Genomic DNA, 23260 nt, shown 5'->3' on the forward strand with positions numbered 1-23260 from the left:
TTATCAGATGTCTGACAACTTATCAGGGCTCTGATGACATGCGCAAGGCACCGGCGTTGACGAACTCGCGAGCCTCGCGAAAGGCCGGCCCCGCGCGTCGGCCCAAATCGCAATCCAAGACGCAACCCAAGTCTCAACCCAAGAGTCAGCCCAAGACGGCGGCCCGTCCGCCATCGCCCGGCGAGGGCAAGCGCGGCGAGGACGGCCACCTCGCCTATCTGCTGCGCCAGGCGCAGGCCGCGGCGCGGCTCTCGCTCGACCGCGCGCTCGTCGCCACCGGCCTGACCCATCCGCAATTCGTGGTGCTGACGATGCTCAAGGCCTATCCCGGCCTGTCCGGCGCCGACTGCGCCCGCGTCGCGCTGCTGACGCCGCAGACCGTCAACGTCATCATCGGCAATCTGGAGCGGGACGGCGCCGTCCGGCGGACGCCGCATCCGGTCCATGGCCGGATGCTGCAATGGAGCCTGACGCGCCGTGGCCTCGCGCTGCTCGCCACGGCGCGCCGACAGGCGACTGCCATCGAACGCAGGCTCGCCCGCGGCTTGAAACGGAGTGAGCTCGCGACCATCCGGCGCTGGCTCGCGCACATCGCCGCCGATCTCCACGGCGCCTAGCGGGTTCCCGGCGCTGCCAAGGCTTTGCCGCGCACTGCCCTGACCGGGTAGACTGGCGGCCATGACCCAGTCCGATTCACGACCTCATCCGATGACCCGCCGCGCCCTGCTCCGCTCCGGCCTCGGCGCCGCCGCGCTGCTCGTCCCTGCCTTGCCGGCATCCGCGGCGCCGGCCGAGTTCGAGGCCTGGCGCAACGGCTTTCGCGCCCGCGCGCTTGCCAAGGGCATCTCGCAGGCGACCTGGACCCGGGTCATGGCACGGCTCGAGCCGGACATGACCGTGTTCAAGGAGATGCGCAACCAGCCGGAGTTCAAGGAGCAGCTCTGGCAATACATCAACCGCCGCGTCTCCGACTGGCGCGTCATCAACGGCAAGATCGCGCTGCAGAAGAACGAGGCGCTGTTCGCCCGCATCGAGAAGGATTTTGGTGTCGAGCGCGGCACGCTTCTCGCGCTGTGGGGCGTCGAGTCCGCGTTCGGCGATCCCCTGGTGCAGCAGAACCACATGCGCCCGGTGTTTCCGGCGCTCGCCGCGCTCGCCTGGAACGAGCCGCGCCGCAAGGCCTATTGGGAGACCGAGCTCACCAATGCGCTGAAAATCGTCGATCGCGGCTGGAGCACGCCGGAGGAGATGCGCGGCTCCTGGGCCGGCGCCATGGGTCATACGCAATGGATGCCCGAGGTCTGGCTCAATGTCGGTTTCGACTATGACGGCGATGGCAAGATCAACCCGTTCGGCCGCCCCGACGACGCGCTCGGCTCGACCGCGCGCTATCTCGTCAACCGCGGCAAATATCACCGCGGCGAGCACTGGGGCTACGAGGTGCGCGCGCCCGGCAACATGTCGGGCAGCCGCAGCTATGCGGCGTGGCAGACGGCCGGCGTCACCCGCGCCGACGGCCAGCCGTTCCCACAGCCCAATGCGTCAGCACAGCTCTGGGTCCCGGTCGCGGGCGGCCCCGCCTTCCTGCTCGGCCCGAACTTCTACTCGGTGAAGTCCTACAATCCGGCCATGAGCTACGCGCTCGCGATCTGCCATCTCGGCGACCGCATCCTGGGCGCCCCGCCCTTCCTGCAGCCCTTCCCCGGCTCGGAGCGCGCGCTGACCTTGGCCGAAGTGCAGGAGATGCAGAAGCGCCTGACGGCGGCCGGCTTCGACACCGGCGGCACCGACGGCCGCGTCGGTAACGACACCATGAAAGCGATCCGCGACTTCCAGGCCAAAGCGGGCCTCACGCCGGCCGACGGCTATGGTGGGCTGAAGGTGCTGGCGAAGCTCAGACAGGGCGGTTGAGCGGTACGGTCGCTGCCGTGTGACCAACAAGTAGAGTGGGCAAAGGCGCTGCCGTGCTCTCTCAACGATCGAAATCGCGGTGGCGCCGTGCCCACCATCCCGCGGTTGAGCACGCGGCCCGACGGTGGGCACGCGGCCGCCTTCGGCGGCTGCTTCGGCCACCCTACGAGTTCGCCGTCATGGCGAGTAGCGCAACGCTCCGGTCATCGCGAGCCTCGCGCCGGAGTGATCACGTCTTGGCGGCCGCCTCGCGGTGGCCGGACCTCGACGCCCGCGCCTTGGGCTGCGACGCGCTGGCAGCCTTCACCCGGATGCGCACCGAGCCGCCGCCCTTGGCCTGCTCCTCGATCTCGAAGGCGCCGGTCTTGCGAACGAGATCGCTGAGCTTGCGACAGCCATAGGTGCGCGGATCGAAGTCGGAGACCAGGTTGGAGAGCTGCTTGCCGACCTCGCCGAGCGCGACCCAGCCGTCCTCGCTCTCCATCTGCGTGATGACCTTCCTGATCATCGGCGTCGCCGCGCTGATCGGCAGCAGCGACTTCGGCGCCGCGGCGCTGTCCGCATCCTTGCTGCCCGCCGCGTCGCTGCGCAAATTCTCCGTGTAGATGAACCGGCGGCAGGCCTGCCGAAAGCTCTCCGGCGTCTTCTGCTCGCCGAAGCCGAACACGTCGGTGCCCTGCTCGCGGATGCGCGCCGCGAGACGGGTGAAGTCGCTGTCCGACGACACCAGGCAGAAGCCGTCGAAGCGTCCGCTGTGCAGCAGGTCCATCGCGTCGATCACCAGCGTGATGTCGGAGGCGTTCTTGCCGGTCGTATAGGCGAACTGCTGCTGCGGCACGATCGCGTGACGCGCCAGCGTATCGGCCCACGGCTTCGAGCGCGGGCTGGAGAAGTCGCCATAGATCCGGCGCACGCTCGCCTCGCCGATCTTGGCGATCTCCTCGAACAGCCCGTCCGCGATCTTGGCCGAGGCATTGTCGGCGTCGATCAGAACGGCAAGACGTGGCGAGCGAGGTTCGGATGGCATCGGATAGTCCTCAAGGTAGGCCCTGTTCTCATTCCCTTATACGCGGGCCGACATCCAGCCGGATGATTTTCTTGAGACGAACGGCATGGCCACGGCGGGATGCGACTTGGCACGGCCCGGGGCGTAGCGAGCGGAGACGGCCCGCAGCGCCCCCACCATTCGTATACGAACAAATTCCGGGTTCCCGCCCTGTTCTGGCGGTCGTTTTCACCTTCTCTTAATTTGCGTCGCACAACGATGCGCGCGACCCAACGACGGGATCTGCGGCAGATGATGAAAGAAGGCACTTATTCCGCCTGGTTCAGGACCCCCAAGGGCCAGGGAACGGGCATCGTCGAGCTGGTCGGTGGCAGGATCTGCGGCGGCGATACCGTGCTGAGCTATGCCGGCAGCTACGAGGCCCATGGCGATCGTTTCACCGCCATCATCAAGACCAAGCGCCATGCCCCGGGGCAGCCGTCGCTGTTCGGCCCGGACGAGCTGACGCTCAGCCTCGAAGGATGCTGCCGGGGCACGCCCGTCACCTGCTCCGGCTATGCCGCGGAAGCTCCCGACGTGCCGTTCGAGGCGCTTCTGCTGTTCTCGGCGTCCGACGACGCCGAGCCTCCCCCAGCTCCCCGGCCAACGCCGAAATTCAATCCCGATCAACTCCCGAAGCCATCCTGGCGCTGAGCTTCCGGCGCGGCCCGCCGGCTGTCACTGCGGCTTCGTGCGGCGCATGCTGAGATATCCGCCAACAGCGCCCAGCACCGGGCTCAAGGCGATGAAGGCCAGCTGCGTCCCAAGCCCGCCACGGCCGCCAAACATCGCGTACACGCCGAACCCCATGCACAGGATCGACGAGAGAGCTCCGTTCAAGATGTCGTCGTGCATGGCAAGCCGCCCAGACACGTAGCCGCCCAACACGGAGCTGAGGGCTCCGAACGTGAACGACAACGCCTTGAAGAGATTGCTCGCCATCAGTGCACGCGGATCGGAGGCCGCGAGCTCCGCCGCGGCCGATCCCGACACGATGAAGACGAGGATCGTCACGGGATAGATGGCAAGGTTCGTCGACAGAATGTCGACGATATTTCCGATCACGACGCCCTTGAACGATACGCGATTCATCTAGCCCCCTCAGCCGCCTGCGCACCTTGCCGAGCCGGTCAAGAGCGTGCAACCGCCTCGCGCGTGCGCGTCCTCGACGTTCGCCAAAGCGTGCTGCACCTGGCGCGCTGCCCCGGGGGCCTCAGTTCTCCAATCACGTGGCGCCATGCCGGCATCGCTGCGCCAATCGAACCCATTCCGCAGAACAATCAGCCGCCTGCTTCCTTCAGCTCTCGGGAGCCAACTTTCCGCTTGCTTTTATTCCGAAAATCGGAAATAACATCCGGGTCTCGTCCTCATGAGAGGGGCGCTTCGCGATCGTCATGAACGTGGAGGGCGGGATGCGGTGGCCGCGATCGTGTCGCAGCGTGCTCCATGCGCGCGGACGAACGGCAGGTTGCGGACGTGAAATCGCGTGGTCCTGGCGCCCCGAAGCTGGCGCCAAGTCGTCGGGTGATGATGAGCCCTGAGGGCGACGGTGGCTAACAAGCCGGACACCGGGGAGATCGCGTATAAGCGTGAAAACCATCGCGCAGGGAATGCCGGTTGATCGGCCTACCTGTGGTGACTGCCGCCTGCTTTTTGTTTGCAGGCGGGCCATGGGTGAGGCCTTCGCCCGGCATTCCCTGCGCCCTCTCCCATCAAGAGGGTCTTTGACGATGCATCACTCGGGCGCGAATGCGCGGCGGGATGCAAAGACACGCGAATTCATGAGAGGCACGACAGCCGCGTCATCCCCCGCTGTCGTCGCCCCAGCCTCCGCGCCGGGACCCATTACCCACAGGGAGCAAGGTGAGGCACGAACAGCGTGAGCATTTCGTTCTCACAACAACTGCTGCGGCGTATGGGAAGCTTGTCCGGGACGACGCCGAATGTGGAACCGCTACCTGATCATCGCCGGCCCATGGTCCGGCACGGCCACATCCAGCACGCGCAGCTGCACGCGCTCGATACCCTGGTAGCGGTCGACGGTGAGGGTGCCGGCGACGTGCAGGATCTGGCCCCGATGCTGAACCAGGGCGTTGCCGAGCTTCTGGCCGACCGAGCGGAATGCGATCGCATTCACGGTAGCGCCGTCGCCGGATTTGAAGCGCAGCTTGAGATGCGCCTGCCCGACCTCGTCGGCATAAACCAGCTGATGCGACGGCAGCGCCACGATCGGCTCGGGATTGCCGCTGCCGAACGGACCTGCACGATTGAGCGTCGCCACCAGCTCGGGCGTTGCGGCGCGCGCGCTGATGGCGCCGTCGATCAGGATCTCATTGACGTGCCGCGCGTCGGCGACGTCGGCCGCCAGCGCGCTTTCCAGATAGGCGCGGAATTCCGCCAGCCGCTCCTTGCGCAAGGTGACGCCGGCGGCCATCGCGTGCCCGCCGCCCTTCATCAGGATGCCCTGCTCCACCGCATGCCGCACCGCCTTGCCGAGATCGACACCCGGAATCGAGCGGCCCGATCCGGTGCCGATGCCGCCCGGCTCGAGCGCGATCGCAAACGCCGGCCGGGCAAACTTTTCCTTCAGCCGCGAGGCGACCAGCCCGACCACGCCGGGATGCCAGCCTTCCGATGCCGTGACGATGACCGCGCCCTTGTCCTCCAGCCCGAGCGAGGCCAGCGCCTCGGCCTCCGCCTGCGCTTCGGCCTGCTGCTCGATGACGCGGCGCTCGCTGTTGAGGCGGTCGAGCTCGGCGGCGATGCGCGCGGCTTCCGAGACGTCGCTCTCCAACAGCAGCCGCACGCCGAGATCGGCGCGGCCGATGCGCCCGCCCGCATTGATGCGCGGCCCCAGCATGAAGCCGAGATGCCAGGCTTCGGGCGGGCCGTTGAGACGGGCGACATCCATCAGCGCGGTGTGACCGACATGGTCGCGCCGGCGCATCGCGATCAGGCCCTTGGCGACGAAGGCGCGGTTGAGCGCGATCAGCGGCGCGACGTCGGCGACGGTGCCGAGCGCAACGTGATGCAACATGGACAGCAGATCCGGCTCCGGGCGCGTGCTGCTCCAGAAGCCGCGGCCGCGCAGCTCGCGATTGACGGCAACCAGCGTCACCAGGGTCAGCCCGACCGCGGCGAGATAGCCGAGGCCGGAGAGGTCGTCGGGCCGGTTTGGATTGACCAGCGCCTCGACCTCCGGCAGCTCGTCGCCGCATTGATGGTGATCGATCACCACCACGGACATGCCGAGCCGCCGCGCTTCCGCCAGCGGCTCGAGGCTGGTGGTGCCGCAATCGACCGTGACGAGCAAGGTCGCGCCCTTGTTCGCCAGCGCCCGGATGGCGTCGACGTTCGGGCCGTAGCCTTCGAAGATGCGGTCGGGAATGTGGATCAGCGGATCGAGCCCGCAATGGCGCAGATGCCAGGCGAGCAGCGCGGCCGAGGTCGCGCCGTCGACATCGTAGTCGCCGAAGATCGCGACCTTCTCGCCCCTCACCGCGGCGTCGGCAATGCGCTGCGCCGCCGCTTCCATCTGCGTCACCGTGAACGGGTCCGGCATCAGCTTGCGGATGGTCGGATCGAGGAAGTCGTTGACCGCGTCGAGCTCGACGTCGCGGCCGGCGAGGACGCGCGCCAGCATCTCCGGCAACTGATAGCGTTGCACCATCGCCAGGGCCCGCGCCGCGCCGCGTGCGTCCAGCCGGTCGCGCCACAATTTGTTGGTCAGCGACAGCCGCACGCCGAGGAACGCCTGCGGAGCGCTCAGGGGCAGTGCAAGGGCGGATGGTGCCATGATGCGCAGGGCCTCGCTTGCAGCGCAGCGATTCGAAAAACGGACCCCTCGAATCTACAGCTCCTGGCATCCATCAGCAGGTTCCTTCGCTGGAGCCCACCGGATTTGTGCCGGAGAACCACGGAACTCACAGGAAATGAGAGGGCTGCTGATATATACGCCTGGTTGCCTAAAATTAGAGCTGCGTTCAATGGAGTGCATTAAACAGCCGTTAGGCGAATTCCGTAACATTTCAATCAATTATTTCGTCCGATTTGTTCGCCCTCTTCGTGCCGACGAGGAGGCGCGGCAACATGGAGTTGATTGCCGATGCTGACCGCGCCCGAGTTGAAGACGCTTTCCTCCGCCGCTCCGTCACAAACGACTCCCAAGGACGACGAGACCGACGTTTCGGCGCTGATCGCGCGGCTCACCGGCGAGGTCAATCAGATCGCCTGCGAGAAGACCAAGTCGATCCAGCAGATCACCAACCAGATGAAGATGCTGGCCTTGAACGCGCTGATCGAAAGCTCGCGGGTGGGCGCGCAGGGCGCGGGCTTCGCCGTGGTGGCCCAGGAGGTCCGCGCCGTCGGCCAATTGGTCGAGACCATCGCGCGCGAGCTCGAAGGCCAGCTCACGACGCGCACCGGCAATCTCAAGAGCTCGATCGAGCGCATGACCGAACGGGCCCGCGGCGAGCGCATGGTCGATCTGGCGCTGAATGCGATCGAGCTGATCGACCGCAATCTCTATGAGCGGACCTGCGACGTGCGCTGGTGGGCGACCGACTCCGCCGTGGTCGATTGCGCCGCCGCTCCGGACGCGGCGCGCGTCGCCCATGTCTCCGAACGGCTCGCGGTGATTCTCTCGGCCTACACGGTCTATCTCGATTTGTGGCTGTGCGATCCCAGCGGCAAGGTGATCGCCAACGGCCGCGCCGACCGCTTCAACGTCGTCGGCCAGAGCGTGGCCGAGACCAGATGGTTTCGCGAGGCGCGTGGATTGCGCTCGGGCGACGACTACGTCGCCGGCGACGTTGAGTGCCAGCCGCTGCTCGGCAACGCCCAGGTCGCGACCTATTGCGCCTCGGTCCGAGAGGACGGCAAGGCGCATGGCAAGCCGCTCGGCGTGCTCGCCATCCATTTCGACTGGGAGGCGCAGGCGCGCGCGATCGTCCAGGGCGTGCGCGTCAGCGAAAGCGACAAGGCGCGTGTGCTGCTGGTGGACTCCAATCTGCGCGTGATCGCATCCTCGGACGGTCAGGGCATTCTCAGCGAGCGCGTGTCGCTGAAGCTCGATGGCAAGCGCAGCGGCTTCTATCAGGATGCGTCCGGACGATTGGTCGCGTTCCACGCCACGCCCGGCTACGAGACCTACAAGGGGCTCGGCTGGTACGGCGTGATCGTGTCGGGCGCGTGAGGCGGGAGGATCAGCAGCCCAAGCGGTCGGCGATGCCGTTGAAATCATCGGCAACGATGTCCCAGGCCCCGGTGGCGTCGAAGTCGCGGCTCTGCAGCGGGCCGTATTCAGTGGGACGGGCGACGAAGGCGGTCTTCAGGCCGTAACGTTGTGCCGCCTCGAGATCGTTGTTGTGCGCGGCGACCATCATCACCTCGCCGGGCGCAAGACCCAGCAGACGCGCGGCGCCGAGATAGGTCTCGGGGTCGGGCTTGTAGTGCGCGAACAGCTCGGCGGAGAGGATCAGGTCCCACGGAAGGCCTGCGAACTTCGCCATGTTGGTGAGGAGCGCGACGTTGCCGTTGGAGAGCGGCGCGATGATGTATTTGGACTTCAGCCGGGTCAGGCCGGCGACACTGTCGGCCCACGGATGCAGCCGGTGCCAGCCGCGGGTGAGATGATCGAGATCGGCTTCGGTGAGCCCGGTGATGCCGAGCTTGGCGACCAGCGTCTCCAGCGAACGGCGATGCAGGACGTCGAGGATGACGTAGCCGCGCTCGGGGTGCTTGCGGACCTCGTCCATCGAGCCGACATAGAGCCCGCGCCAGCCATCGACCAGCGCGGTCCAGCCGCCCTGGATGCCGCGGGTCTTCGACCACGCGGTGAAGTCGTTGATCAGGCTGGTGCGCCAGTCCACGACGGTGCCGAACACGTCGAACACCAGCGCCTTGACCATGGACAGATCGGACATGCTGAATCGCTCCCCGACTTCGTCATTCCGGGATGCCTGCGAAGCGCGCAGACCCGGAATCTCGATCTGCGCGCTCGGGATTCCGGGTTCACGCTTCCGCCGTCGCTCTACGAGCTTCGGCGGACAAGTCGCGTGCCCCGGAATGACAGGTTTGGATTAGTCGAGGTGGAACTTCGCCAACTGGCGGTGCTCGGCGCGGATGTAGCGCACCGTGCCAGTGACCGAGCGCATCACGACGGTCTCGGTCTCGATGACGCCGTCCTTGCGGAACTTGACGCCGGAGAGCAGCGAGCCGGTGGTGACGCCGGTCGCCGCGAACAGGCAGTCGCCGCGCGCCATGTCCTCGATGCCGTAGATCATCTTGGGATCACCGACGCCCATCTTGTGGGCGCGCTCGCGCTTCTCCTCGGTGTCGAGGATCAGGCGGCACTGCATCTGGCCGCCGATGCAGCGCAGCGCCACTGCGGCCAGCACGCCCTCAGGCGCGCCGCCGGTGCCGAGATACATGTCGACGCCGGTATTGTCCGGGTCGGCGCAGTGGATCACGCCGGCGACGTCGCCGTCGGTGATCAGGCGCACCGCGGCGCCGGTCGAGCGGACGCCCTGGATGATGTCGGCGTGGCGCGGACGGTCGAGCACCAGCACCGTGATCGCGCCGGGCTCGACGCCCTTGGCCTTGGCGAGCCGGCGCACGTTGTCGGCCGGCGTCGCGTCGATGTCGACGACGCCCTTGGCGTAGCCGGGGCCGACCGCGATCTTCTGCATGTAGACGTCGGGGGCGTGCAGCAAGGTGCCGCCATCGGCCATCGCCATGGTCGCGATCGCGCCCGGCATGTTCTTGGCGCACAAGGTCGTCCCCTCGAGCGGATCGACCGCGATGTCGACCTTGGGGCCGGCATTGAGGCCGACCTTCTCGCCGATGTAGAGCATCGGCGCTTCGTCGCGCTCGCCCTCGCCGATCACGACCGTGCCTTCGATCGGCAGCTTGTTGAGCTCGCGGCGCATCGCATCCACGGCCGCCTGGTCGGCCGGCTTCTCCTGGCCGTGGCCGCGCAGCCGCGCCGCCGACACCGCCGCCCGTTCGGTCACGCGCACCAGCTCCAGCGTCAGGATGCGCTCGAGCAGCAATTGTTGCGGGACAGAAATCTGCGTCGACATCGATCAACTCCTCAAGACGTCAAGGCGGACATCCGCCATCAAAATCTACCGCTCGCACGCCGCCCCCCTGGGCGGCATCCGGGTCAGGCGGTCGGCACGAACGGCCGCTCCCCGCCAGTCTACTCTCCCGCTTTGAGCATGAACCTATACCAAACGCCACGCGTTTGTTTGAGCAGGGACAAGCGGTTCCCTGGGCATCATGCGCTAGTTCTTCTCGATCCGGATGACCTGGGGCTTGCCGCTGATGACCTTGTCGCGCTGCACCGCCTGGAGCGCGCGATGCACGGCATCCTCGTGTGTCGCATAGGTGATCAGGATGACCGGCACCGGCGCCGACTTGCCGGCCGTCTTCGCCGGCTCGCTGCCGTTGGGATGGCGCTGCACGATCGATTCGATCGAGATCTTCTGCTCGGCCAGCCGGGTGGCGATGGTGGCGGCGGTGCCGGCATGGTCACGCGCCATCAGGCGGATGTAATAGCCACCCTCGTGCCGCTCCATCGGCGCCTTCTCGGTCGCCTGCAGCTTCTCGACCGGGCGGCCGAACGGCGCGGCGCGGATGCCGCGCGCGACATCGGCGATATCGGCCACGACCGCGGAGGCCGTCGCGGCGCCCCCTGCTCCCGGACCGACCAGCGTGATCGGCGGGATACCGTCGCCGTCGATCGTGACCGCGTTGGTGACGCCCATCACCTGGGCGATCGAGGAGGATTTCGGCACCATCGTCGGATGCACCCGCTGCTCGATGCCCTTGGCGGTCCGCACGGCGACGCCGAGCAGCTTGACGCGGTAGCCGAGCTCGGCCGCCGCCTTCAGGTCCTCCGGAGCGATCGAGGAGATGCCTTCCACATAGATGGATTTCTCCGCCACCTGGGTGCCGAAGGCGAGGCTCGCGAGGATCGCGAGCTTCTGCGCGGTGTCGTGGCCATGAATGTCGAACGACGGATCGGCCTCGGCATAGCCGAGGCGCTGGGCGTCCTTCAGGCACTCGTCGAACGACAGCCCTTCCTGCTCCATCCGGGTCAGGATGTAGTTGCAGGTGCCGTTGAGGATGCCATAGACGCGGCTGATGCCGGTGCCGGCGAGACCCTCGCGCAGGGTCTTGATCACCGGAATGGCGGCGCAGACGGCCGCCTCGAAATTCAGCGCGCCGCCATGCTTCTCGGCCGCCTTGGCGAGCTTCAGACCGTGCTTTGCGATCAGCGCCTTGTTGGCGGTCACCACCGACTTGCCGGCCTTCAGCGCGGTGTCGATCGCCGACAGCGCAGGATCGCCGGCGCCGCCCATCAGCTCGACCAGGCAATCGACCTCCGGATCCGAGGCAAGCGCCAGCGCATCCTTGGCCCAGGTGATGCCGGACAGATCGATGCCGCGCTTCTTGGCCTTCGACCGCGCCGTCACGGCGACAACCTTGACCGGGCGCCCCGTCCGCTCGGTCAGCACGCGCGCCTGACGCTCGATGAGACGAACGACCTCGACACCCACGGTGCCGAGGCCCGCGATGCCCACTCTCAGGGGTGCGACCATGGAATCAAAGAACCTGTCGAAAGGAAAGTACGGGAGGGCTCAGCGCCGGTTGGCGATGGGAACGACGTTGTGCAACGTTTCGATCCCGCTTTCAAGGAAGCGGCGGACACCGCGCGCGGCCTGCCGAATGCGCTGCTCGTTCTCGACCATCGCGATGCGGACATAGCCCTCGCCATGCTCGCCGAAGCCGACGCCCGGCGACACCGCGACGCCGGACTTCTCGACCATGAGCGTCGCGAACTGCATGCTGCCGAGGCTCTTGAACTTCTCCGGCAGCGGCGCCCAGGCGAACATCGAGGCCTCGGGCGACGGGATCTCCCAGCCGGCCCGGCCGAACGACTCGACCAGCGTGTCGCGGCGCTTGCGATAGACGTCGCGCATCTCGCGGATGCAGTCGTCGGGGCCGTTGAGCGCAGCGGTGGCCGCCACCTGGACCGGCGTGAACGCGCCGTAGTCGAGGTACGATTTGACGCGCGCGAGCGCCGCGATGATGCGCTCGTTGCCGACGGCAAAGCCCATGCGCCAGCCGGCCATCGAATAGGTCTTGGACATCGAGGTGAATTCGACGGCGACATCCATCGCGCCGGGCACCTGCAGCACCGACGGCGGCGGGTTCTTGTCGTCGAAATACACCTCGGCATAAGCGAGGTCCGAGAGGATCAGGATCTCGTGCTTCTTCGCGAATGCGACGAGGTCGCGATAGAAGTCGAGGCTCGCGACATAGGCGGTCGGGTTGCTCGGATAGCAGACGATCAGCGCCAGCGGCTTCGGAATGGAATGGATGATCGCGCGCTCGGCCGCCTCGAAGAATTGCGGGGTCGGCTCGGACGGCACCGAGCGGATCACGCCGCCCGCCATCAGGAAACCGAAGGCGTGAATCGGATAGCTCGGATTCGGGCAGAGGATGACATCGCCCGGTGCGGTGATCGCCTGCGCGACGTTGGCAAAACCTTCCTTCGAGCCCAAGGTCGCCACGATCTGAGTGTCGGGATTGAGCTTCACCCCGAAACGGCGGTCGTAATAGCCGGCCTGCGCCCGGCGCAGTCCGACGATGCCGCGCGAGGCCGAATAGCGGTCGGTCCGCGGCTTGCCCAGGGTCTCCTTGAGCTTCTCCAGCACGTGCGGCGGCGCCGGCAGATCCGGATTGCCCATGCCGAGATCGATGATGTCGGCCCCGGCATTCCGCGCGGCCGCCTTGGCCCGGTTGACCTGCTCGAACACGTAAGGCGGCAAACGGCGGATGCGGTAAAAATCTTCCATGGGTCTCTCGGCTCCGGCAACCGGGGGCGGATTCGCCAGCAGGGCTGGCGCTGCGGCGGCGTTCGCCATGCCTTGAAACCGGTGCTGGATCAGGAGTTTAGCACGGGCTCGCGGCTTGGCTGGCAACGACACGCGGAGGTGTTGATTCCGGTTGTTTTATCATGGCCGCCGCGCCGCGCCAGACAATTACGCCACGCCACGCGGCCGATCGCCCAGCCTTTGTCCCGGGCCGGTCATTTGGGCCTGACGCTGGTCCCCGCCGAAGCCTGGCGGTCGCGCGCCGCGAGCAGCTCCTTTTCGATCTTGTCGCGCTCCTGCGGCGAGATGATCGGCGCATCGCGGTCGCGCGGCACGTCGTTGACGGGCAGATACCCACCCGGCTCCTTGGGTCGGGCGACGGCATCCGCGTCGAGCGAAGGCATGTCCGCGATTGGACTGGAGCACCCGGCAAGCGCGAGCGCGCCGAACACGACGAGTCCCGCAACAAGGGCGCGCCGTCCCGACCTCCAACCTCGCCCCTGCGTCCCCACGCGCACGTCCCTCAGCCCCCAACTTCCAATCGACGGTCCCCGGCCCGACCGCAGCGCGGCGCATTTTGCCGCAGCACAACCAATTGTCACTCGAAACGTGACCGGCTTGAACAGGAATTTCATCCAGCTACGTGATCATGATGTCGGAAGCGAGAGAATTTTTTCGCAGCGCAACAATCAGAAATCGAATTTGCCGCAAACTCGCGGATTATTGATCTCGCGCGGTGACGAAACGATCCCGACGCGATAGTGTGATCGAGCCATGACCGACGTTCAGAACAGCAGCAATCCAGAAAAAACATTCGATGCGGAAGCGTTCGCGATGAACATCGCGAAGGCCATGGAAAGCAGCGGCAAGGCGCTGTCCGCCTATCTGAAGCCGCGCGAGACCGGCGAGGTTCAGGACCGGCCACCGACCGAATTGACCGAGGTCGTCAAATCCTTCACCGCGGTCGCCGACTACTGGCTGTCGGACAAGGATCGCGCCAGCGACGTCCAGACCAAGATCGCCAAGGGCTATCTCGATTTGTGGGGCTCGGCCGCGCGCCGTCTCGCCGGCGAAGACGCGCCCCCGGCCATTTCGCCCTCGCCGCGCGACAAGCGCTTCGCCGATCCGGAATGGAAGTCGAACCAGTTCTTCGATTTCGTGATGCAGGCCTATCTGCTGACGACGCAATGGGCGCAGGACCTCGTCCACAATGCCGAAGGCCTCGATCCGCACACGCGCAAGAAGGCCGAGTTCTACGTCAACCAGATCACCAATGCGCTGGCGCCCTCGAATTTCGTTCTGACCAATCCTGAGGTGCTGCGGCAGACGGTGGCGTCGAGCGGCGATAACCTGGTGCGTGGCATGCAGATGCTCGCGGAGGACATCGAGGCCGGCAAGGGCTCGCTCAAGATTCGCCAGTCCGACCCGGCCAATCTCGAGGTCGGCGTCAACATGGCGACGACGCCGGGCAAGGTCATCTTCCAGAACGACATGATGCAACTGATCCAGTACGCGCCGTCGACGGAGAACGTGCTGCGCACGCCGCTGCTGATCGTGCCGCCCTGGATCAACAAGTTCTACATCCTCGATCTGCGCCCCGAGAAATCCTTCATCAAATGGTGCGTCGATCAGGGCCTCACGGTGTTCGTGATCTCCTGGGTCAATCCCGACAAGAAGCTCGGGACCAAGACCTGGGAGGACTACATGAAGGAAGGTCCGCTCACCGCGATGGACGTCATCGAGAAGGTGACGGGCGAGATGAAGGTGCACACGATGGGCTATTGCGTCGGCGGCACCATGCTGGCGACGACGCTGGCCTGGCTCGCCGACAAGCGCCGCCAGCGCGTGACCTCCGCGACCTTCCTGGCCGCACAGGTCGACTTCACCCATGCCGGCGATCTCCTGGTGTTCGTCGACGAGACCCAGATCTCGGCGCTGGAACGCGACATGCAGGCCTCGGGCGTGCTCGAAGGCAGCAAGATGGCGATGGCCTTCAACATGCTGCGCTCGAACGACCTGATCTGGTCCTACGTCGTCAACAATTACCTGAAGGGCCAGGCGCCGCAGGCGTTTGACCTGCTGCACTGGAATTCGGACGCCACGCGGATGTCGGCGGCGAACCATTCCTACTATCTGCGCAACTGCTATCTGGAGAACCGGCTGACGCAGGGCACCATGGTGCTCGACAACACGCTGCTCGACCTCTCCAAGGTGAAGGTGCCGGTCTACAATCTCGCCACCCGCGAGGACCACATCGCGCCGGCCGACTCCGTGCTGTACGGATCGCAATTCTTCGGCGGTCCGGTGAAATACGTGCTGTCGGGCTCGGGCCACATCGCCGGCGTCGTCAACCCGCCCTCCTCCGGCAAGTATCAGTACTGGACCAATGACCAGATCCACGACATCTCGCTGAAGGACTGGATGAAGGGCGCGCAGGAGCACAAGGGCTCGTGGTGGCCGGACTGGCGCGAATGGCTGAGCCAGCTGGATCCGGAAGAAGTTCCCGCACGCGACGTCGGCAGCGAGGCCTATCCACCGCTCGAGGATGCGCCGGGCTCCTATGTCCGCGTCCGCGCATAGCGTGATCCGCCGCGATTGACTATAACCGCTCCGTCCCGCCGGGACGGGACGGGAATCAGTTGAGGGGATCTCGATGACGCGCGAACTGTTCTGGCTGACGCTCACGGTCATTCTGACCGGCCTGCTGTGGGTTCCCTACATCCTGAACCGCTGCCAGGTCCGCGGCCTCACGGGCGCCATGGCCAATCCCTCCCGCAACGACAAGCCGCACGCGCCGTGGGCCACGCGGCTGATGTTCGCGCACGACAATGCGGTCGAGAACCTCGTGATCTTCGCGCCGCTGGTGCTGATCCTCAATGCGATCGACTACTCGACCAAATGGACCGTGCTCGCCTGCGCCGTCTATTTCTGGTCGCGCGTCGCTCACGTCATCGTCTACGCGATCGGCCTGCCGGTGTTCCGGACGCTGGCGTTCGTGGTCGGCTTCGCGGCACAGGCTGTGCTCGCGGTCGCGATCTTCGGCTGGCTCTAGCGATCCGCTAGGGCAGATTGTCCCGCAGGAAGATATCGATGCGGATGCGCTCCTGATCGGGACTGATCGGCTCCCCCGAGCAGTGCGCGAGCAGGACGCGCGCCGCCGAGCGCGCCTCGTGGCCGGGATCCTGGTTGATGATGGCGTCGCACGTGCCGCGGACCAGGAACCTCCTGGTGTGCTGGGTCAGCTCATGCGTGATCCACACCACCTCGCGAGCCCGCCCTGAGGCCTCCAGGGCATCGGCGATGCCGCGATTGCCGGCGCCGCAGCAATAGATGCCGAGCAGATCCGCATGGCGCGCGAGCAGCGCCGCGGTCAGCTCCCGCGTGCGCTCGCTGTCGTCGCGGCCCTCGATCACGGGCAGCACCCGCAGGTTCGGATATTCGCTGGAGAGGATCTGGTTGAAGCCGAACTGCCGCTCGGCATGATCGCGCAGCGACAGAGATCCCGCGATCACCGCGACCGTTCCCTCGCGACCGCCGAGATAGCGTCCCATCAGGGTGGCGGCGGTTCGCCCCGCGGCCGGATTGTCGATCCCGACATAATGCAGGCGGCGCGAGCTGGGCGCGTCCGAGACCAGGGTCACCACCGCGACACCGCGCGCGGTGAGCTCGTCGATCGCGGCGCGCACTCTGGGGTGATCGAGCGCGATGACCGCAACGCCCTGATAGGCCGGCGACAGGTTCTCCAGCGCACCGGCCAGCACGTCAGGATCGAACACGTCGACGTGGAGGATATCGATGAAGCCGCGCTGGCCGGCCAGCCACTCCGCCGTGCGCTGGACCTGCTCGGTCAGGACGGTCATGAAGCTGTTGCCACCGGTCGGCAGCACGAAGGCAAAGCGGAAGCTCTGGCCGCGCGCGAGCCGTGCCGCGGCGACGTCGGCGCGATAACCCAGCTTGGCAACAGCGGCCTCCACCCGGGCAACGGTCTTGGCACGCACGCCCTCGCGCCGGTTGATGACGCGGTCGACGGTGGCGAGCGACACGCCCGCCGTCCGCGCGACGTCCTCCAGCGTGGCCCGGACCGGCAACGGGTTCGCGTCAGCCGTCACTCGCGCGCCGCCCATAACATGCCGCGGGTCATCAACGTCCGGATCTCCGGCACGTCGAGCTCGTAAGCGCGGTGGCCGAGCGAGGAATAGAACACCCTGCCCGCGCCGTAGCGCTTCTTCCAGACCACCGGCATCACCACCCCCTCGATCCACGGGGCGTGCTCTCCGGTGAAGGTCGTGGTCGCCAACACCTCGTTGGCCGGGTCGACGTGCATGTAATACTGCTCGGAACGGTGCTCGAAACTTGTCAGGCCCTTCATGATGGGATCGTCCGGCCGGGTCAAGTCGACCCGGTAGTCGATGATATTGCCGGGATGGGCGACCCATTGCCCGCCGCACAGGAACTGGTAGTCGACCGAATCGCGGAAGGCATCGCACATGCCGCCATGATGGCCGGCGAGCCCAACGCCGCTGCGCACCGCCGCGCAGAGATTGAGCGCTTCCGCCTTCTCGATCTTGGACATCGTGTAGATCGGGATGATCAGCGACAGATCGTGGATCGCAGGATCTGCGAATGCAGCCGTCGTGGTCTCGATCCGCACCTCGAAGCCTTCCGCCTTGAGCCAGCCGCGGATCATCGAGGCACAGAGATCGGGGTCATGTCCCGGCCAGCCGCCCCACACAATCATTGCCTTGCGCATGTCTCTGTCCTCAGTCGATCTGTCCGGTGTCGCGTCCAACCGGCAACATCGCCGGCCGCTCCACGCGGCTCTCGATCTTGACCCGCCGGCCTTCGTTTGCGGAGGTCTGGAACGCTTCCATGACCTCCAGCACGTGGAACGCGAGCGCGCCGCTGGCGCGATGCGGCCGGTCGTTCAGGATCGCGGTCGCCATGTCAGCGACGCCGATGGAGCGGAACTCGCCGTCGATGTGACCATGCGTCAACGGCATCGTCTGCCAGTCGCCGCCGGTCCTGGCGACCTGGACCTCGCCGCCGAAGCGGTTGGGGTCCGGCACCAGCATGCTGCCCTCGTCGCCATAGATCTCGATGGGGGCGTGCCGGTGCTTCGGGACGTCGAAGCTCATCGTGACCGAGACCACCGCACCGCTTTCGAATTCGAGCGTGCCTGCGACGTGCGTCTGCACCTCGACCGGGATCAGCGTGCCGCTCATCGGCTGGCTGGTGACGAGGCGCTCCGCTCGCGGGCGCGCGGTCGAGCCCATGACGCTCGCCACCGGGCCGAGCAGTTGCACGAGATCGGTGATGTAGTACGGCCCCATGTCGAGCATCGGCCCGCCGCCGCGCAGATAATAGAAGCCCGGCGCGGGATGCCAGCGCTCATGGCCGGGGCAGCCGAAGAAGGCGCTACCGGCCACGGGTGTGCCGATCGCGCCGTCGTCGATCAGCTTGCGTGCGGTCTGGTGTCCGCCGCCCAGGAAGGTGTCGGGCGCGCAGCCGACGCGGAGATTCTTCTGCGCGGCAAGCTCGATCACCTTGCGGGCCTCGGCGACGTCGATGCCCAGCGGCTTCTCGGAATGCACGTGCTTGCCGGCGTTCAGCACGGCGAGACTGACGTCGGTATGGGCGAGCGGCACGGTGAGATTGATGACGATCTCGACGTCATCGCGCTTCAGCAATTGATCGACCCGCATCGCCGGCAGGCCGAAGGCCGCGCCCTGCCGCTCGGCGGCGTCGCTGCGCATGTCGGCGAGCGCCTTGATGTCCAGAACGGGAAAGCGCTGCGCGGCCTTCAGATACGCCGTGCTGATGTTGCCGCAGCCGATGATGCCGATGCCGACTTTTCTCATTGGGGTCTCCGTGAGGTCTCGTTCATCCCTTGACCGCGCCCGATGTCAGGCCGGCAACGATGTGCTTCTGCGCCAGGAGGAAAAGGACGATCGTGGGCAGGATGGTCAGGGTGATGAAGGCGAGGATCAGGTGCCACTCGGAGGAATATTCGCCCTGATAGACCATGATGCCGAGCGGCCAGGGATACAGCGCGTCGGTGTTGAGCATCACGAGCGGCAACAGATAGGCGTTCCAGCTGTTCACGAAAGTGATGGTGCCCACGGTCGCCAGGATCGGGCGCGACAATGGCAGCGTCACATAGCGGAAGAATTTGACGTAGCTGCAGCCGTCGACCAGCGCGGCCTCGAGCAGCTCGTAGGGGATGTCCTTGAAGAAGCGGCGCAGCAGCAGCACGCTCATCGCAAGGCTGAAGGCGACCTGCGGCAGCGCGACGCCGAAATAGGTGTCCAGCAGCCCGAGATCGCGCACCTTGATGAACAGCGGCAACACCGCGGTCGCCGCCGGAAACAGCAGGCCGAGCGTCAGATAGCTCAACAGCATCGAGCTGCCGTAGAATCGGACATGAGCAAAGGTGAAGGCCGCCATCGACGCGACGATGAGAGTCAGGACCACCGTCAGCGTGGAGATGATCAGCGAGTTGCGCAGCAGCTGCCAGTAGCGCCCGGAGAACAGGATGTCGGCATAATTCTGCCACTCCCAGCGCTGCGGCAGGCCAAACGGATTGACGCGCAGTTCCCCGAGCGACTTGAAGCCGCCCAGCAGCGTCGCGAGCAGCGGCACCAGCACGAAGATGGCGACGATCGCGAGGAACACCGCCTTGAACAGCACGGCGGGATCGAACGGCGCTTGGCTCGTCTCGGCACTATTCATCGCGCATGAACCATCGCTTGTAGGTGAAGGCAAATGTCACACAGATCACGAACAGGATGACACCGATGGCGCTGCCATAGCCGACCCGCATGCGGGAGATGCCGTTGTTGTAGAGGAAGCTCACCATCGTGTTCGAGGAGTCGGCGGGGCCACCGCGGGTCAGCGGCATCACGAGATCGAACAGCTGCAGCGAGCCGACGATGGCGAAGAACACCGACAGCCGGATCGTCGGATAGAGCAAGGGGATGACGACATGGCGCAGGCTCTGCGTCCGGGTGGCTCCGTCGATCCGTGCCGCCTCGATCAGGCTCTTGTCGATGCTTTGCAGCGCCGCGATGAACAGCATCATGTGGAAGCCGAAATACTTCCAGACGATCACGATCAGCACCGCCAGCATCGCCGTGTCGGTCGAGGCCAGCAGATGCGGCGGCTCGGCGCCGAAGCTGCGCCAGATCGACGCGACCAGGCCGTAATCGCCGTCATAGACGAAGCTGAAGATCAGCCCGGTCGCGATCTCGGCGAGGATATAGGGCATGAAGAACAGCATGCGCAGCGCGACCGCGCCGCGAAACCGCTCCGCGAGCATCAGGGCCAGTGTCAACGCCAGCGGCAGCTGGACGCAGAGCGAGACCGCAATGATCAGGCCGTTGTTGCGCAGCGCGAGCCAGAAGGCGCGCGTCTCCAGCACGAAGCGGTAGTTGTCGAAGCCGATCCAATGGGTCGGCCGTCCGAATCCGTTCCAGTTGAAGCCGGAGTACCAGGCGGCCTCGCCGATCGGCAGCACCACGAACAGCGTGAACAGCAGCAGCGCCGGCGGCAGGAACAGGACCAGGACGGTGAAGCGGCCGTCCCAGCTCGGGCCGCGCACCGCGCGCGCGGAGAGCGATGCCGGCGACACCATCGCCGGCGAGCCCGCGATCGGCCGCGCCACGTCAGTTGCCCTGCTTCCGCGCCGCCTCGATCGCCTGGGCGGCGTCCTGCGGGGTCATGCTGCCGCCGGCAATCTCCGCGGAGACGTCATTGACGACACGGCCGACGGAGGGACCCAGGCTCTGGTCATAGAAGTTCTGGTGATAGTTCGATTTTGCCAGATTGGACGCGATCAGCTTCATGAAGGAATTGTTGAGGCCGGCGTCGGCGCCCTGCACCACCGGGATGATGAAATTCCCTGCCGCCAGCCGGGTCTGGACGTCCTTGGAGATGAAGTACTTCAGGAAATCGACCGCTTCCTTGGGCGAGCCCTTGGTGACCAGCCAGCCGGTGATGCCGCCGAGCGTATCCGTCGGCGCGCCCTTGCCGCCTTGCACGACCGGAAAATCGAACCAGCAGATCTTGTCTTCGCTGAGGCCCACCTTGTCGGCGGCGAGCGCCCGCTGCAGGTTGTAGACGGAGCTGATCGCGAGCGTCATGGCCGCCTTGCCGTCGCCGAAATAGCCGACGGCCTGCGGATTCTTGAAGCCAAGAAAGCCGTTCTGGAACGGCTGGAGATCGACGAGCTGCTTGAACAGCTCGCCGGACTTGACGAAGGTGTCGCCAGCAAAGCCGCCATTCTCGCCGCGCAACGCCGCGTCGAATGCCGGCTTGCCGCCGATGCGCACCGCCAGATGCGTCCAGTAGAAATGCAGCGGCCATTTGTCGGCGCCGCCGACGACGATCGGGGTCACGCCCGCGGCCTTCAACGCCTTCACGGCCGCCAGCAGATCATCCCAGCTCTTGATGGCAGCCGGATCGACCTTCGCCTTGGCCATCAGCTCCTTGTTGCAGACGAAGCCGACCTGCGACAGCGAGATCGGCAGGCCGTAGACATGGCCGTTGTCGGTGAAGGCCGCGAGCGCTGCCGGCGTCACGCTGTCGCTGTAACCCTTCACCTGGTCGGTGATGTCCTCGAGGACGCCGGCCTCGATCTGCGCCTTCAGCACGCCGCCGGCCCAGCTGTAGATGATGTTCGGCCGGTCCTTGGATTGCAGGATGGTCGGCAGCTTGGCCTTGTAGGCCTCGTTCTCGAGGAACTGCATCTCGATCTTGGTGCCGGGATGCGACGCCTCGTAGGCGCGGGCCACCTCCTCCCAGATCTTCACCTGGGTCGGATTGACCTCGATATGCAGCCATTTCACCGTGGTGTCGGCGCTTGCGGCGGTCGCACCAAGCAGGCATGCGGCAGCGGCGAGTCCCAGCTTCGCGAGCAGTCCCATCGGAATCCTCCCAACCGTCTTCTTTGTTGCGGTAATCCTGTCCTCATTTTCTGAGGTGCGCAACTGAAATTCTGACAGTGAGAACCTCAAGGATGAGGTGTTCGCGTTTGCGATACGTATTGCAGGCGGGAGAGACGGCTAGCTGAGCTGGGAAGGCGGGGACCGACCGGCGCGAGCTGGCGCCGGCTGCGCAAGAGAATATGCCGTGGACCGTATGACGCTCAGGTGCACCGTGCCTTGAAATCGGCGGCGACGAGTTTTGCCATCACGTCGTTGAGGTGGGCCTGGTCGCGCGTCTCGATCACCAGCTCCAGCAGGGTCGCCTTCGCCGGCAGGTCCGAGAAGGTGCGCTGGTGCGAGACCTCGATGATGTTGGCGCCCGCATCCGCAAGCAGGGTGGAGACGGCCGCGAGCTGTCCCGGGCGGTCGACGATGTCGATCGACAACTGCGTCAGCCGCCCCTCACGCGCCAGCTCGCGGGTCAGGACCGAGGCGATCAACCGGGTATCGATGTTGCCGCCGCTCAGCACCAGGCCGACATTGCGTCCGGCAAACTGCGCAGGATGCGCGAGCACGGCGGCGAGACCGACGGCGCCGGCGCCTTCGACCACTGTCTTCTCGATCGAGATCAAGGTCGCCAGCGCACGCTCGATCTGCGGCTCGGTGACCAGCAATATGTCATCGACGAGCTGTCGGATGATCTCGGTCGTGATCCGGCCCGGCGACTTCACCGCGATGCCCTCGGCCAGCGTATCACCGCGCATCGGCAGCTGGCTGTTGCGGACGGCGTTGTACATGGAGGGATAGAGTTCGGCCTGCACGCCGACGATGCGCAGGCCCGGCTTGATGGCGCGCGCCACGACCGCCATGCCGGAGATCAGCCCGCCGCCCCCGATCGGCACCACGAGCGTATCGAGCTCGGGGACCACCGCGAGCATCTCCAGCGCCACCGTGCCCTGCCCGGCGATGATCAGCGGATCGTCGTACGGGTGAATCATGGTCATGCCCTTGGCCGCACCGTGCTCCCTGGCAAATGCCCCCGCCTCTTCCAGGGTGGCGCCGGAAATCACGACCTCGGCGCCGTGCCGCTTGGTGTTCTCCACCTTCACCATCGGCGTGCCCACCGGCATCACGATGGTCGCGGGAATGCCGAGACGCCGCGCATTGTAGGCGACGCCCTGCGCGTGGTTGCCGGCCGACATCGCGATCACGCCGCGTTCGCGCTGCCCGGCGGACAGCGCATTCAGCCGGTTCAGCGCGCCGCGCTCCTTGAACGAGGAGGTGAACTGCAGGTTCTCGAATTTGAGCCAGACGTTGCAGCCGCAGATCTCGCCGAGCGTCCTGCTCTGGTTGCAGGCCGTCGCGAGCACGGCGCCGCCGATGGTTTCCGCGGCGGCGCGCACGTCGTTGACGGTGACGGGCAGCGCGTTCAAATCGGTGGCGGTCATGGGTCTGCCCATTCCTCAGCGTGCGTCATTGCACAGCGCGGCCGGCGGAAC

Annotated in this window: 21 protein-coding genes; 6 read left to right on the forward strand and 15 right to left on the reverse strand. The window is 66.1% G+C overall.

Annotated elements, in window-relative coordinates; all coding sequences use genetic code 11:
* The first annotated feature begins 38 nt into the window (after positions 1-38).
* Both QX010_RS08800 and QX010_RS08805 read left to right on the forward strand, forming a co-directional pair.
* On the forward strand, positions 39-617 hold the full coding sequence (locus tag QX010_RS08800; RefSeq protein ID WP_316178888.1) for a MarR family winged helix-turn-helix transcriptional regulator: 579 nt from the start codon (positions 39-41) through the stop codon (positions 615-617).
* 61 nt (positions 618-678) lie between these two features.
* Positions 679-1911: a lytic murein transglycosylase gene (locus tag QX010_RS08805; RefSeq protein WP_316178889.1), complete on the forward strand. Its 1233-nt coding sequence runs from the start codon at positions 679-681 to the stop codon at positions 1909-1911.
* Between the two features lie 229 nt (positions 1912-2140).
* On the opposite strand, the gene QX010_RS08810 is transcribed toward QX010_RS08805, so the two are convergent.
* Positions 2141-2938 (reverse strand): NYN domain-containing protein, encoded by a 798-nt coding sequence (locus QX010_RS08810; RefSeq protein WP_316178891.1) that lies wholly within the window; start codon positions 2936-2938, stop codon positions 2141-2143.
* Between the two features lie 270 nt (positions 2939-3208).
* Here QX010_RS08810 and QX010_RS08815 point away from each other — a divergent pair, with 270 nt between their 5' ends.
* Positions 3209-3610 carry a hypothetical protein gene (locus tag QX010_RS08815; RefSeq protein ID WP_316178893.1) on the forward strand — a complete coding sequence of 134 codons (402 nt, stop codon included), beginning with the start codon at positions 3209-3211 and terminating at the stop codon, positions 3608-3610.
* 24 nt (positions 3611-3634) lie between these two features.
* On the opposite strand, the gene QX010_RS08820 is transcribed toward QX010_RS08815, so the two are convergent.
* Both QX010_RS08820 and recJ read right to left on the reverse strand, forming a co-directional pair.
* Positions 3635-4021: a hypothetical protein gene (locus QX010_RS08820; protein WP_316178894.1), complete on the reverse strand. Its 387-nt coding sequence runs from the start codon at positions 4019-4021 to the stop codon at positions 3635-3637.
* Between the two features lie 889 nt (positions 4022-4910).
* Entirely contained in the window at positions 4911-6752 is a 1842-nt protein-coding gene (recJ, locus tag QX010_RS08825) for a single-stranded-DNA-specific exonuclease RecJ (RefSeq protein ID WP_316178895.1), read from the reverse strand.
* A 309-nt stretch (positions 6753-7061) separates the two neighbouring features.
* Here recJ and QX010_RS08830 point away from each other — a divergent pair, with 309 nt between their 5' ends.
* Positions 7062-8150, forward strand: coding sequence for a methyl-accepting chemotaxis protein (locus tag QX010_RS08830; RefSeq protein ID WP_316178897.1), 1089 nt, complete (start codon positions 7062-7064; stop codon positions 8148-8150).
* A gap of 10 nt (positions 8151-8160) precedes the next feature.
* Here the strand turns inward: QX010_RS08830 and QX010_RS08835 are convergent, their stop codons facing one another.
* The 5 genes from QX010_RS08835 to QX010_RS08855 form a co-directional block, all read right to left on the reverse strand.
* Positions 8161-8880, reverse strand: coding sequence for a haloacid dehalogenase type II (locus QX010_RS08835; protein WP_316178898.1), 720 nt, complete (start codon positions 8878-8880; stop codon positions 8161-8163).
* Positions 8881-9036: 156 nt separating this feature from the next.
* Positions 9037-10038 (reverse strand): class II fructose-bisphosphatase, encoded by a 1002-nt coding sequence (gene glpX / locus QX010_RS08840; protein ID WP_315712118.1) that lies wholly within the window; start codon positions 10036-10038, stop codon positions 9037-9039.
* Positions 10039-10242: 204 nt separating this feature from the next.
* A complete protein-coding gene (locus QX010_RS08845) occupies positions 10243-11562 on the reverse strand; it encodes a homoserine dehydrogenase (protein ID WP_315800108.1) in 1320 nt (439 codons plus the stop codon).
* 39 nt (positions 11563-11601) lie between these two features.
* Positions 11602-12822: an LL-diaminopimelate aminotransferase gene (locus tag QX010_RS08850; RefSeq protein ID WP_315800109.1), complete on the reverse strand. Its 1221-nt coding sequence runs from the start codon at positions 12820-12822 to the stop codon at positions 11602-11604.
* A 233-nt stretch (positions 12823-13055) separates the two neighbouring features.
* Positions 13056-13292 carry a hypothetical protein gene (locus QX010_RS08855; protein ID WP_315800110.1) on the reverse strand — a complete coding sequence of 79 codons (237 nt, stop codon included), beginning with the start codon at positions 13290-13292 and terminating at the stop codon, positions 13056-13058.
* A gap of 322 nt (positions 13293-13614) precedes the next feature.
* On the opposite strand from QX010_RS08855, the gene QX010_RS08860 reads away from it, so the two are divergent.
* A complete protein-coding gene (locus QX010_RS08860; RefSeq protein ID WP_315800111.1) occupies positions 13615-15420 on the forward strand; it encodes a class I poly(R)-hydroxyalkanoic acid synthase in 1806 nt (601 codons plus the stop codon).
* Positions 15421-15493: 73 nt separating this feature from the next.
* A complete protein-coding gene (locus tag QX010_RS08865; protein ID WP_315800112.1) occupies positions 15494-15892 on the forward strand; it encodes an MAPEG family protein in 399 nt (132 codons plus the stop codon).
* 7 nt (positions 15893-15899) lie between these two features.
* On the opposite strand, the gene QX010_RS08870 is transcribed toward QX010_RS08865, so the two are convergent.
* The 7 genes from QX010_RS08870 to QX010_RS08900 all read right to left on the reverse strand — a co-directional run bounded on the left by QX010_RS08870 (position 15900) and on the right by QX010_RS08900 (position 23209).
* Positions 15900-16949 (reverse strand): LacI family DNA-binding transcriptional regulator, encoded by a 1050-nt coding sequence (locus QX010_RS08870; protein WP_316178901.1) that lies wholly within the window; start codon positions 16947-16949, stop codon positions 15900-15902.
* Entirely contained in the window at positions 16946-17590 is a 645-nt protein-coding gene (locus QX010_RS08875) for a ThuA domain-containing protein (RefSeq protein ID WP_315712128.1), read from the reverse strand. Before QX010_RS08875 ends, QX010_RS08870 begins: the two co-directional genes overlap by 4 nt.
* Positions 17591-17600: 10 nt before the next feature.
* A complete protein-coding gene (locus QX010_RS08880; RefSeq protein WP_315800114.1) occupies positions 17601-18698 on the reverse strand; it encodes a Gfo/Idh/MocA family oxidoreductase in 1098 nt (365 codons plus the stop codon).
* Between the two features lie 22 nt (positions 18699-18720).
* Positions 18721-19569, reverse strand: coding sequence for a carbohydrate ABC transporter permease (locus QX010_RS08885; RefSeq protein ID WP_315800115.1), 849 nt, complete (start codon positions 19567-19569; stop codon positions 18721-18723).
* The gene (locus QX010_RS08890; protein ID WP_315800116.1) at positions 19562-20500 is read right to left on the reverse strand and encodes a sugar ABC transporter permease; all 939 of its coding nucleotides are present in this window, start codon (positions 20498-20500) and stop codon (positions 19562-19564) included. The genes QX010_RS08885 and QX010_RS08890 overlap by 8 nt, the downstream gene beginning before the upstream one ends.
* A 1-nt stretch (position 20501) precedes the next feature.
* Positions 20502-21761 (reverse strand): extracellular solute-binding protein, encoded by a 1260-nt coding sequence (locus QX010_RS08895; RefSeq protein WP_316178904.1) that lies wholly within the window; start codon positions 21759-21761, stop codon positions 20502-20504.
* Between the two features lie 221 nt (positions 21762-21982).
* Positions 21983-23209 carry a threonine ammonia-lyase gene (locus QX010_RS08900; protein WP_316178906.1) on the reverse strand — a complete coding sequence of 409 codons (1227 nt, stop codon included), beginning with the start codon at positions 23207-23209 and terminating at the stop codon, positions 21983-21985.
* Between the last annotated feature and the right edge of the window lie 51 nt (positions 23210-23260).

The organism is Bradyrhizobium sp. SZCCHNRI1009 (assembly GCF_032487575.1).
In the GTDB taxonomy this organism is placed as follows: domain Bacteria; phylum Pseudomonadota; class Alphaproteobacteria; order Rhizobiales; family Xanthobacteraceae; genus Bradyrhizobium.